Source organism: Thermodesulfovibrionales bacterium, from assembly GCA_035622735.1.
Taxonomy (GTDB): Bacteria; Nitrospirota; Thermodesulfovibrionia; order Thermodesulfovibrionales; family UBA9159; genus DASPUT01.
Map to the genome: position 1 here is coordinate 1 of DASPUT010000005.1, position 11,507 is coordinate 11,507.

An 11,507-nucleotide genomic window follows, 5' to 3' on the forward strand; every position below is an offset into this window, starting at 1 on the left:
GCGCCTGAGAACAAAATTGAAATCGGGCAGGAGACCCATAAAGCCGACCGGTCTTCCATCGTCTTCAGCTATCAGGGTCAATTCAGGCACTGCGATCTGTTTCAGTTTCTCACCGAGATGATACAATTCTTCATCGGTGAGCGGGATGAAACCCCAATTCTTCTCCCAGGCTGAGTTATAGACCTCTTTGAATACCAGCATCTCTTCACGAAATCGTCTCTTGTCGATGGGCCTTACTCTCACACCCCGTTTTTCGGCTATCGCAGCCACCCTCAACACTTTTTCCGGAAGAGATTCCCGGACGTCATGGATGTACGCATAAAGGTCCTTTGCCTTTCTCATTCCGCACATTTCCACGAGATCGTTGTAATATGACGGATTATATGGCGTCATGAGCATGGGAGGCTCATCGAATCCTTCTATGAGAAACCCGCATTCTTCATTCGTAGAGAAGTTCATCGGGCCCCTCATGAGTGTCATTCCCCTCTCCTTCAGTTCCCTGCCGGCAGCCAGGAGGAGACCCTGAGCGATGTCGGGGTCATTGAGAGATTCAAAGAAACCAAAGAAACCGGCTGATTCGCCGTGAAACGCGATGTGCCTCTGATTGAGAATAGCGGCTACCCTCCCCACCGTTTTCCGCTCTTTCCGCGCAATAAAATACTTCACCTCTGCATGCCTGAAGAAAGGGTTTTTCATCGAAAACTGCTCCTTCATGTCCCCTCTGAGAGGAGGAGCATACCGGGAATCCCGGGAGTAAAGAGAATAGGGAAAATCTATAAAGCGGAGGAGATCTTCTTCTTTCTTGACCTCAACGATTTCCAAAGGTTCAAGGTATCAGCCCGAGCGCCTGGCCGACTTTCTTAAAGGCACTGAGCACCTTATCGAGATGCGCATCCGTATGGGTAGCCATATAACTTGTCCTTATGAGTGCCCTTCCGTCAGGGACGGCGGGGCTGACCGCAACATTTGCGAATACCCCCTCTTCCTGGAGCATCATCGCCATCTTAAAAGCGGTCTCATTATCACCAACAATTACAGGGATGATGGGTGTTGCGCTCGGTCCAACCTCAAACCCGAGGCTTTTGAACCCCTTCAGCATCTTTCTCGTGTTCTTCCAGAGCTGTTCAATTCTTTCGGGCTCGCTCTCGATAATATCAACAGCGGCACTCACAGCAGCTACCGATGCGGGCGGAGGGCTTGCGCTGAAAATCAAGGGGCGTGCAATATGTTTTATGTAATGGATGACGTCTTCGGTTCCCGCTATAAACCCCCCGATAGATGCGAGGGATTTGCTGTAGGTCCCCATGATCAAATCCACCTCATCCTCAAGGCCGAAATGCTCGGAAGTTCCCCTCCCCATGCTCCCCAGGACACCGATGCCGTGAGCATCATCAACCATGACCCGCGCGCCGTAAGTCTTTGCCAGCTCCACGACCTTCGGAAGGTTAACGATATCACCCTCCATACTGAAAACTCCGTCAACAACGATAAGTTTTCCCCTACCATTATAGTGATCGAGAAGCCTTTCGAGGTCAGCCATATCATTATGCCTGAACTTTTTAACCTCGCCGTAGGAGAGCCTGCACCCATCGATGATACTGGCGTGGTCCATCTTGTCTATGATGACAATATCGTCCTTCCCGGCGATGGCCGAGATCACCCCGAGATTCACCTGAAACCCCGTAGAAAAAACGAGCGCGGCCTCCTTCCTGATAAACCGAGCGAGTTTCTCCTCCAGCTCCACGTGAATGGTTAAGGTGCCGTTCAGGAATCTCGACCCGGCACATCCGGAGCCATATTTCTTAACGGCTTGTATGGCAGCTTCTTTCACCTTCGGATGGTTCGTAAGGCCGAGATAATTGTTGGAGCCGACCATGATCATTCGCCTGCCGTTAATGGTCACTTCGGGGTCCTGAGCGCTCTCGACGACCCTGAAGTAGGGATAAAGACCGACTGAAATCAATTCCTTCGCCCTCGTGAATTTAGAGCACTTCTCAAAAATGTCAGTCGTCTTTCTTACAGCCATTGATGAATCCTGTACCAATCTGCTGTCCATTTTATTCCTTCCTTTACCATAACTTTCGGTATGAAGCCAAACTCCCTTTCTGCTCTCTCATTATGACACACCCATTGAGATTGGTTAAGTTCCTTCACTTTGTCCCTGTTTATAATGGAAGCCCCATTGGTGAGTTTAGCACTAATCGCTGCGAAAAGTGTCATGAGGCCTTTCGGTATCATCAATTTCGTCGCCTTCGTCTGCAGGACCTCCGCTATCTCGGTCACGATTTCTTCATTCGAATAAACCTTGCTGTCCGATAGGAAATATACCCTCCCCCTCGTCTTTTCGGCCTCCGCCGCCAAGACCATCCCCTTGACGAGGTCTTCGACATAAAGGAATGAATAATAACACTTTCCCCAGTAAGGATAAAAGCCTTTCCCGATCATTTTGAAAAAAAGAAACAAATCCCTGTCTCTCGGACCGTATACGGCAGGCGGTCTCAGAATTGTCACCGGAATCTCTTTTTCGTATCTCAGGGTCACTCTTTCAGCCTCCAGTTTCGACTTTCCGTAACTCGAAACGGGGTTCGCCTTCGTAACCTCGCCTGACGCGTCGTTGTGATTTCCCGGTCCCACCGCAGCAAGGCTGCTCAAGTAGAGAAATCGTTTCAGTTTCGTGCCCCCCGCCGCAATAATCCTGAGGAGATTTTCTGTGCCCTTCACATTCGCTGAGAAAAAGTCCTCGTCTTTCTTCGCTTTCGTAAGACCGGCAAGGTGGAATACATAATCGTAGTCGACCGCCAGATCCCGGAGGGAGTCCGGACTCTCGCAGTCGCCGTATACGATTGCAGCACCAAGTCCATCAAGCCATCTCAGGTCAGAGGTCCTTCTGACAAGACAGGCAACCTCGTACCCCCTTTTGAGCAGTTCATCCACGAGATGACTTCCGATAAAGCCTGTTGCACCCGTAACAAGGGCTTTCATAAAGCGCCCATATTTTGAACAATCATGGCAGGAAGAGTCAAGGCTAAAGACTCATCGCCTCTAGCCGGGCTATTCTCTCCTGAATCGGGGGATGGGTACTGAAAAGTTTCAGAAGCCCTCCTCCTGAAAGGGGATTAACGATAAACATGTGTGAAGTGGCGGGATTTGCATCCATCGGTATCCTTTGGGATGCATAATCCAACTTGCGGAGGGCGTTTGCGAGATAACGAGGATTTCCTGCCAGTCTTGCACCCCCTTCATCGGCAAGATACTCCCGAGACCGGGAAATGGCCATCTGAATGATAAGTGCGGCTATGGGTCCTACAATCATCATGACGAGGGTTGCTATCGGGCTGCCGCCTTCATCATCCTCACCGCGATGGCCGAAGATAGCCGCCCACTGTGCCATCTGCGCAACATAGCTTATCGCTCCCGCGATTGTGGCTGCAACAGTACTGATGAGAATGTCCCTGTGTCTGACATGGGAAAGTTCGTGGCCAATAACACCGCTAAGTTCATCGGGGCTCAGTATGCGGAGGATGCCGGTTGTCACCGCAACAGCAGCATGGTCAGGGTTCCTCCCCGTGGCAAAGGCGTTTGGCTGATCACCGTCAATGATATAGACCCTCGGCATAGGCATCTGTGCCTTCTGGCTGAGTCTCCTCACAATACCATATAATTCGGGTGCTTCGGACTCCGTCACCTCCCGGGCCCCATACATCCTGAGGACAATCTTATCGCTGAACCAGTAAGCGAATATGTTCATCCCGAAGGCGAGAAAGAGGGCTATTGTCATTCCCTGTTTCCCGCCGAAGGCTGCCCCGGCCCAGATAAAGAGAAGGGTCAGGAAAACGAGTAGAACAAACGTTTTTATCGAATTCATGTATTTACCTCCTCACATCACCTCTTCGTTCAAACTCGCTGAAAAGGCTCCGATTCAAATCCCGCTTCACGGCGTTATTCACTCCATGGAGCCGTAACTGTGGAGACCCGAAAGAAGAAGGTTCACCCCCAGATAGGTGAAAACTACCGCCACAAAGCCGATAACGGCAACAACAGCACTCTTTTTGCCTCGCCATCCCCTGAGCAGCCTTGCATGGAGATAGAAGGCATAAACAAACCAGCTTATCAATGACCATGTTTCTTTAGGGTCCCAGCTCCAATAAACTCCCCATGCCTGATCTGCCCATATCGCCCCGAATATGAGACCTCCGAGGGTAAATATGGGAAATCCGATGGCTATACTTTTATAGGTAATATCATCGAGGGTCTCGGCCGAAAGAGAGAATGCCGAGATAACTCTCTTAAAGAGATAGCCGTATCTCCAGACGATAAAGACGAAGACGATTGAGGCAACCCAGCTCAGGAGAGAAATCCCGGCCGAACTATTAAGGAATGAGGCCCTGAACAAATAACTCTTGATGAGACCCTCTGGGTTCTTTATCGCTACCCTGAAAGTGAGATAATCTAACCCCATAGCCGCAAGCAGTAGGATGAGTATCGCGAGCGCTACGGTCCAGAAAATATAGGAAGTATCGCTTTTCTTCTCCGAAGTCAGGATGAGATACATGAGGCCAGTGCTGAAGGCAAGGGCAAAGGTTGAATACGCGATGAAGCTCATCATCACATGCGCAAGGAGCCAGTTGCTCTGGAGAGCGGGAACGAGGGGTTGAATCTCCTTTGACATGCCCGTGAGGTCTATGAAGGCAAGCGCGAGACCGGCTATCGGAGTGACAAAGGCCCCGAAAGACCGGTTCTTGTACTTGAATTCGATGAACAGGTAGCCGAGGATAAGGCACCATACAAAGAATATCAACGACTCATAGAGGTTCGTAAACGGTGCAGCCCGCAGCCATCCCATCTGCCCGACATGCTTGAATTCAATCCATCTTGCAGCGATTGCGAGTGTCTGGGCCACAAATCCGATAATCGTTACTGTCGTAGCTGCCAAGCCGATTTCGGTCTTCTTGAACGCAAGATACGTTATATAAATGATCATGGCAAGGATATACGCTATCGTCGTGATCCCGAATAAGGTGGAGCTATCCATGGGCTATTTCCCTCCTTCCTGTGCGTTACGTAAAAGGCTTACCATCCTGTCGATCCTTCGCTCAAATGCCTGTTTATTCTTGTTTGCACTCGCCCCGACAATAACACGGGTGTTGTTCTTCTCATCTACGAGTCTCAGCCATAACCTCCGGTGACTCATGAAAAAGGCTATGAAAAGGCCGACGGCCATGGCGATACAGCCGAGGTAAACGATCCAGACTCCAGGGTCTTTCCTCACCTGAAGACCCGTATACTGCATACCCCAGAGCCCGAGAAAATCGATAACATTACCATCGGGCAATCTCCCGGTGTCAGGATATCTCTTGAAAATCCATCCGCCGAACTTCCTGACGCCGTTCTCGTAGAAGCTGACTAAGACCGCAGGATTGTTCATCTGCTGGGCATAGGTGAAAGGTCTGCCGGTCTTTTCATCGAAACCGAGAGCAGGAGAAAAATCCTCTATCCCGCCCGTAATGTTTGTACCCGGAATGGTGAATGATCCTCCGAACCTCGCTTCAACAGGCTCTGTTTTACCATCCCTGGATTTAACCGTGAATCGAAAAATGCCGTTTTCTCCTCCGCCCGGTACCATTCCGTAAGTCGATTGATAGAAGGTAAATCCTTCATATTTCAAGGGATCGTTCACCGTGATGACCTTCTTCATGACCTCTTTCCCATCCTTGATGATCGTGAGCCAGCTCTTGTATGCCTTCGGCATATCGCTGTTGCCGTAGAAATCCACTGCAAACTCATCACACCGTATGCCGAACCCGAGGGCTTTCTCCTGGCCTCCCCGCGTGTATGCTACCGTTGATATCATGCCTTCCGGCAGATTGAGAACACCTTTAAACCCCCAGAAGACGCCGCTCAGGGCTCCGATGAGAATCACGAGGATGCTGAAATGGGTTATATAGACACCGAGGCGCGTATAATTCCCTTTTTGTGAAAATAACTGGTAACCCTGCTCCTCTTTGACTTCCTCGAGACGAAAGCCGACCGCTCTCTTCACCGTATCAAGGACCAGCTCCCTTGTCTTTTCCGGCTTCCCCTTCAGAACAACCTCCTTCTTAATTCCGAATCCCTTGAAGCGGTCCTCCGGCAAAGGTTTTACCGGTTCCTTGACGAGTTTCATGATTCTCGGCAACCTGTCAATGGAACAGATTATCAGATTAGCCGCAAAGGCAAGGAGGATGGCGACGAACCACCAGGAGTGATACATGTCCATAAATCCGAGGCTGTCAAAGACCTTGAAGAGAGTCGGGGCAGCAGACTGCCCGAATAGCTTGGAGAGCAACTTAATGTTTTTTTCCGGTTGGGCGTTCTGTTCGATGACAGTCCCCACAATGGATGTGAGGGACAATACCGCAAAGATGACCACGGCGAGCTTTACTGAGGAGAACGTGTCCCATACTCTATCGACAAGTGTCTTATCTTTACCTTTTTCCACCAGGGTCTCCTTAATTTTAGTCCTTATTTTAATACTTTTTCACAAAAAAATATACGGAACGGCAGGATTCATCCTCTATATGGTACTCTGCCATGCTCGTACGATTCTCGCCGGCAGCAGCTTCTCTTCCGGGCGTGACTACTCATTTGAAGGAGAAATCGATCCTGCTCCCGAGGACCTGGCCGATGACAGCGGCAAGAATAAAGAGGGGGATATACCTGAAATCGAGATGCGATAGCACCCGCATGAGAAAAATAAACGGTATGGGGACATGTATATAGAGAAACCACTTAAATGAAAATTTCCTCTCGCGCCTCCGGAAATACCCGAAGGGAAGATTGATAAGGATCGTCAGCGAAAAAAGTAGTGCCGCAAGAAGAAATTTTGACTTGAAATCCACAGTAAAAATTACCTCATGGAGAGGGGATAAGTCAAACCTTCATAGAGAACAGAACCATGCGATGGTGTATAATACAGACCTGAAACGGGGCACCCTAAGCTGACAGACTACCTGGAGGAGGCGACAAGAGCATGGAAATGAGACTGACGTCAGGGAAGACTCTATCCATCGAAGACGGAGAAAGCCTCTACCATGCCCTGAAACGCCAGGGAGTATACCTTGTTGCTTCTTGCGGGGGGAAAGGCACATGCGGTAAGTGCAGGGTGAGAGTCGTTGAAGGCGGGAGTGAAGTAGTCGCCTACGGCAAGATCGCTCCAACCGACAGGGAGGCCGGCTACGTGCTCGCTTGCCAGACGTTTCCCCGTCAGGATGTCCTCATCGACATTCCCGAAGAATCACGGCTCGTTGTCGGCGACAAGATAGCGGTTTCAAAATCCCGCGACCTCTTTGAACTCCTCGAGTCATTCACTGTGGAGATATCCCCGATCGTAAAGAGACTAAACCTCGACATTCCTCTCCCCACGATCCACGACAACATAAGCGATCTCGAACGGCTCAGGAGGTCACTTGAGGAAAAAGGCCTGAGCGGGATGCGATTCTCCCATGGATTTGTGAGCTCCATGGAAAGGTCACTGAGATCCGCGGGATGGAAGATAGCCCTTGGATATACGGAGGGTCCTGAAGCAATCTTTATTTCCTCCGCCGAAGGCAAGGAAAAGTACGGGCTCGCCGTGGACATCGGTACAACGACCGTGGTCGTTTATCTCGTCGACCTTGTTGACGGGCGGCTCATCGATGTGGGGCTGACGTATAACTCACAGATGAGATATGGGGACGATGTCATTACCAGGATAGTTCATGCGACGGAGGGAGGTGGCCTTGCTGAATTACGGGACTCCGTGGTGTCTGATATCAATGATCTCCTTTCCCCCCTGGTCGAAAGACATGCCCTTGAGAGAGAGGATATTGAATCCGTAGTGATTGCAGGTAACACAACCATGTCTCAGCTCTTCTGGGGACTTGACCCTTCCTCTATCAGGGAAGAACCCTACATCCCGACGGTGAACTCGTTCCCGAAGTGGAAGGCGGGGACAGCCAGAATCGCCGTCAATTCTCAGGCTCCGGTCTATACGCTTCCCTGCGTCGCAAGCTATGTGGGTGGTGACATCGTTGCCGGCGTGCTCGCATCAAAGCTGCACCGGAAGCAGGAGATCGCCCTTTTTATGGATATCGGGACAAACGGCGAGATAGCTCTCGGGAACAATGAGTGGCTCATGACTGCGGCATGCTCTGCAGGGCCGTGCTTTGAAGGAAGTGGAATAAAGCATGGCATGCGGGCGACGGAAGGCGCCATCGAATCGGTGAAAATTGACGCCGGCACCCATGAACCGCGTATAGGCGTCGTCGGAGGCACGAAGCCGCTCGGCGTATGTGGCTCCGGTATGATAGATGCCGTATCCGAGATGTTCCTTACTGGCGTCATAGACCAAAAAGGGAAGATCGTGCAGGACCTGAAGAGCGGAAGGATTCGGAGAGGAGAAGACGGCATTGAGTTCGCACTCTTTCAGGGTCCTGATAGAGACGTTGTCCTTACCGAGGCGGACATAGAGAATATCCTGAGGGCAAAGGCGGCTATTTATGCAGGGGTCACACTCCTTCTTAAGGAAGTCGGCTTCACCCTCGATGCTATCGAGAGGATTTATATAGCCGGTGGTTTCGGCAACTATCTGAATATAGACCGGGCCATTATACTCGGCATGCTGCCGGACATCCCGAAAGACAAATTTTCCTTTCTCGGAAATGCCTCTATCACAGGCGCATATCTCTGCCTTCTATCCGATGACTTGAGGAAAGAGGCGGAGGAGATCGCATCGAAAATGACGTATATGGAACTCTCCGTGTCGCGGGGTTTCATGGACGAGTATATGTCGGCGCTCTTCTTGCCCCATACGGATTTGGGGCAGTTCCCTACCGTGGAGAAACTCATGGGGAACCCACGGTGACCACAGCAGAAAACAGGAAGGGATCTTCCCGGAACTCGAAGAAAGAACTTCTCAGATTTCCTCTGAAATCGCCCGTTTCTTATGAGAAATTCTTCAGGACGTCTTCGCTCAGTGGAGTGGGCCTGCGGAAAGAATTTTTTCGACCTCCTCCTTTATGATCGTCCTCGGTATACCCCCGTGGATTTTGGGAATGCCGTTTATGAGAATGACCGGGGTATTTATCGCGCCGTGGCTGAGCAATTCCCTGATCTCGGGGAAATAGAGATCGTCATGCAGGAAGATATCGACGTATTCCACCGACACGACATTCGGATAGCTGTAACTCATCTCTTTGCGTAATTCATCAGCGAGAATTCTGTTTTTTATCGGTTGCTCAAATTCCTCAGCATCGAGAATAACTTCCTGCAAGGGATTATCAAGAATCTGGATGTGGACTCTCTGCAACATCTATCATCCTCCTCACAAAAAAGGAAATTCCACAATCACCGCAAGAAACTCTCAGGGGATCAGAGGGTTGGCCGGAGATGCCGAACCCGTCCCAGAGCTCACAAGCATGTTGTCTATAAGCCGAATATTTCCAATCTTAACGGCAAGCGCGAGCAACACCTCTCCGTTTATCCGTTCAACCTCATTAAGCGTCCGGGGGTCATATACCGAACAATATTGTACCTCCGAAACCAAAGGTTCCGCGCCGAGTACATCCATCATGAGCTTCTTTACGCTTGACCCTTGTATTATACCAGACTTAACCGCAGCAGACGCTTCCAGGAGAGACCTATGAATTGCGCTCGCCGCTTTTCGTTCTTCCTGCGTAAGATAGGCGTTTCGCGAGCTCATCGCGAGACCATCGACTTCCCGAATAACCGGACAAACAACAACATCTAGTCCCATATCCAGGTCTCGGACCATTCTCTTTATCACCAGAGTCTGCTGAAAATCCTTCTGCCCGAAATAAGCCCTCGTGGGACGGACGATATGAAACAACTTGGCCACTATCGTGGCTACCCCCGTGAAGTGATCAGGCCTCATCATCCCGCAGAGTCCCTCTGACAAGCCCCTCACATCGACCTGCGTCGAAAATCCTGCCGGATACATCAAGGATGCGTCCGGTGAAAACAGGATGTCAATGCCCTCCCTAGAGAGTTTCTCGGCATCCCCTTCCGGGTCTCTGGGGTATCGTGAGAAGTCTTCAGCGGGACCGAACTGTCTCGGATTAACAAAGATGCTCACGACGGTAATACTGTTTTCCGCCTTGGCCATCCTTACGAGACTGAGATGTCCCTCGTGGAGCGCGCCCATCGTCGGGACCAAACCGATAGTCCTCCCGTGCAGGAGATGCCCCCCCGAAGTATCCTGCATGATCCGCGGTATGCGAATAATCTCCATGCTCCCCCCGTCGGGCAGACTTTTCTCAGACTATTCCAAAAAATCGCATTCAGTTATAAACTATCTAAAGGAGAATCCCTTTGTCAAACGGACGGCTGTCTCGCAAATCGGGCGGAGACGCCGAATTCTTCTGAAAGGAGGGGCTTACAATGGCAAGGAAGGATCGTAAGAAACTGGAGCTGAAAGAGGGTGAGCGGGCTTTTTCCTTTTTGCCTATGAACAGACGTGAAGGCAAACCCCGTAAACAGGGAGTGACGGAGATGCGAGGACCTTACTATACGCCGATGGGAAAACGCTATCTTGAGGACATCCTCGAAACAACCGGCGCCTATATCGATATTCTCAAATTTGCCGGGGGCTCTTTCAGCCTTATGCCCAGCAAGGCTGTTAAGGAGATCATCGACCTCTGCCATCGCTACGGTCTGAAGGTAGATACCGGTGGGTTCATCGAACATGTGCTGACTCAGGGTACCGCCGCTGTCCGGCAGTACATTGAAGAATGTAAGCGCCTAGAATTCGATATCGTCGAGATTTCGAGCGGATTCATCAGCGTACCTCCAGACGATCTCATCCGCCTGACCGAAAAGGTTCAGAAGGCGGGCTTAAAGGTCAAGGTCGAGGTAGGAATACAGTTCGGGGCCGGAGGCGCCAGCACCGTAGAAGAGCTGGGGGCTGAAGGAACGAGCGACCCTGACTGGGCGATTCTGCGTGCGAAGAGGCACCTCGATGCCGGCGCCTACATGATCATGGTCGAGTCTGAAGGCATCACCGAAAGCGTCCGCACCTGGCGGACTGATGTGATCAGCAAATTCATCCGGGAATTGGGACTCGAGAGGACCATGTTTGAAGCGGCAGAACCTGAGGTATTCAGCTGGTACATCAAGAATTACGGCCCCGAGGTGAACCTCTTTGTGGACCACAGCCAGATTGTCCAGCTCGAATGTCTGCGGTCGGGCATCTGGGGCACGAAGGATCTCTGGGGGCGGGTTCTGACCTTTAAAGGTTAAGCGGGCAAGGGTTTCAGCGCTGCATACAAATTGCCTTCACCCGCCTTCGTCTCCGATCTCTTCGAGAAGTGCGTCGAGGAGTTTGTCCTCTGCAACTCTTTTTACGACTTTGCCTTTCTTAAAAAGGATACCGAACCCCTTGCCGCCGGCGATTCCGACATCTGCCTCCCGCGCCTCACCGGGACCGTTCACAACGCACCCCATGACCGCAACAGTCACCGGTCTGTCAACTC

At 51.0% G+C, this 11,507-nt stretch carries 12 protein-coding genes; 2 read left to right on the top strand and 10 right to left on the bottom strand.

What is annotated here, in order from left to right:
* The 7 genes from VEI96_00120 to VEI96_00150 form a co-directional block, all read right to left on the bottom strand.
* The coding region (locus tag VEI96_00120; protein HXX56384.1) for a hypothetical protein at positions 1-696 on the bottom strand (696 nt) is incomplete at its 3' end.
* A gap of 130 nt (positions 697-826) precedes the next feature.
* Positions 827-2,026, bottom strand: coding sequence for a pyridoxal phosphate-dependent aminotransferase family protein (locus VEI96_00125; GenBank protein HXX56385.1), 1,200 nt, complete (start codon positions 2,024-2,026; stop codon positions 827-829).
* Positions 2,017-2,982, bottom strand: coding sequence for an NAD-dependent epimerase/dehydratase family protein (locus tag VEI96_00130; protein ID HXX56386.1), 966 nt, complete (start codon positions 2,980-2,982; stop codon positions 2,017-2,019). The genes VEI96_00125 and VEI96_00130 overlap by 10 nt, the downstream gene beginning before the upstream one ends.
* Positions 2,983-3,025: 43 nt before the next feature.
* On the bottom strand, positions 3,026-3,865 hold the full coding sequence (htpX, locus tag VEI96_00135) for a zinc metalloprotease HtpX (GenBank protein ID HXX56387.1): 840 nt from the start codon (positions 3,863-3,865) through the stop codon (positions 3,026-3,028).
* 78 nt (positions 3,866-3,943) lie between these two features.
* Positions 3,944-5,032 carry a c-type cytochrome biogenesis protein CcsB gene (gene ccsB, locus VEI96_00140; GenBank protein HXX56388.1) on the bottom strand — a complete coding sequence of 363 codons (1,089 nt, stop codon included), beginning with the start codon at positions 5,030-5,032 and terminating at the stop codon, positions 3,944-3,946.
* A gap of 3 nt (positions 5,033-5,035) precedes the next feature.
* Positions 5,036-6,478 (bottom strand): cytochrome c biogenesis protein ResB, encoded by a 1,443-nt coding sequence (locus VEI96_00145; GenBank protein HXX56389.1) that lies wholly within the window; start codon positions 6,476-6,478, stop codon positions 5,036-5,038.
* 142 nt (positions 6,479-6,620) lie between these two features.
* Entirely contained in the window at positions 6,621-6,878 is a 258-nt protein-coding gene (locus VEI96_00150; GenBank protein ID HXX56390.1) for a hypothetical protein, read from the bottom strand.
* A 131-nt stretch (positions 6,879-7,009) separates the two neighbouring features.
* Between VEI96_00150 and VEI96_00155 the strand changes: the two genes are divergently transcribed.
* The gene (locus VEI96_00155) at positions 7,010-8,881 is read left to right on the top strand and encodes an ASKHA domain-containing protein (protein ID HXX56391.1); all 1,872 of its coding nucleotides are present in this window, start codon (positions 7,010-7,012) and stop codon (positions 8,879-8,881) included.
* 108 nt (positions 8,882-8,989) lie between these two features.
* Here VEI96_00155 and VEI96_00160 read toward each other — a convergent pair whose 3' ends face one another.
* Complete coding sequence (locus VEI96_00160) at positions 8,990-9,328, bottom strand: hypothetical protein (protein HXX56392.1); 339 nt, start codon at positions 9,326-9,328, stop codon at positions 8,990-8,992.
* A gap of 51 nt (positions 9,329-9,379) precedes the next feature.
* The gene (panC, locus tag VEI96_00165; GenBank protein ID HXX56393.1) at positions 9,380-10,267 is read right to left on the bottom strand and encodes a pantoate--beta-alanine ligase; all 888 of its coding nucleotides are present in this window, start codon (positions 10,265-10,267) and stop codon (positions 9,380-9,382) included.
* A 149-nt stretch (positions 10,268-10,416) separates the two neighbouring features.
* Between panC and VEI96_00170 the strand changes: the two genes are divergently transcribed.
* On the top strand, positions 10,417-11,274 hold the full coding sequence (locus tag VEI96_00170) for a phosphosulfolactate synthase (protein ID HXX56394.1): 858 nt from the start codon (positions 10,417-10,419) through the stop codon (positions 11,272-11,274).
* A gap of 36 nt (positions 11,275-11,310) precedes the next feature.
* Here the strand turns inward: VEI96_00170 and VEI96_00175 are convergent.
* A partial coding sequence (locus VEI96_00175) for a flavodoxin-dependent (E)-4-hydroxy-3-methylbut-2-enyl-diphosphate synthase (GenBank protein ID HXX56395.1) occupies positions 11,311-11,507 on the bottom strand: 197 nt, incomplete at its 5' end.

Coding starts and splice junctions, on each gene's coding strand:
- VEI96_00125 (HXX56385.1), bottom strand. CDS start 2,026: ATGGCTGTAAGAAAGACGACTGACATTTTTGAGAAGTGCTCTAAATTC.
- VEI96_00130 (HXX56386.1), bottom strand. CDS start 2,982: ATGAAAGCCCTTGTTACGGGTGCAACAGGCTTTATCGGAAGTCATCTC.
- htpX (HXX56387.1), bottom strand. CDS start 3,865: ATGAATTCGATAAAAACGTTTGTTCTACTCGTTTTCCTGACCCTTCTC.
- ccsB (HXX56388.1), bottom strand. CDS start 5,032: ATGGATAGCTCCACCTTATTCGGGATCACGACGATAGCGTATATCCTT.
- VEI96_00155 (HXX56391.1), top strand. CDS start 7,010: ATGGAAATGAGACTGACGTCAGGGAAGACTCTATCCATCGAAGACGGA.
- VEI96_00160 (HXX56392.1), bottom strand. CDS start 9,328: ATGTTGCAGAGAGTCCACATCCAGATTCTTGATAATCCCTTGCAGGAA.
- panC (HXX56393.1), bottom strand. CDS start 10,267: ATGGAGATTATTCGCATACCGCGGATCATGCAGGATACTTCGGGGGGG.
- VEI96_00170 (HXX56394.1), top strand. CDS start 10,417: ATGGCAAGGAAGGATCGTAAGAAACTGGAGCTGAAAGAGGGTGAGCGG.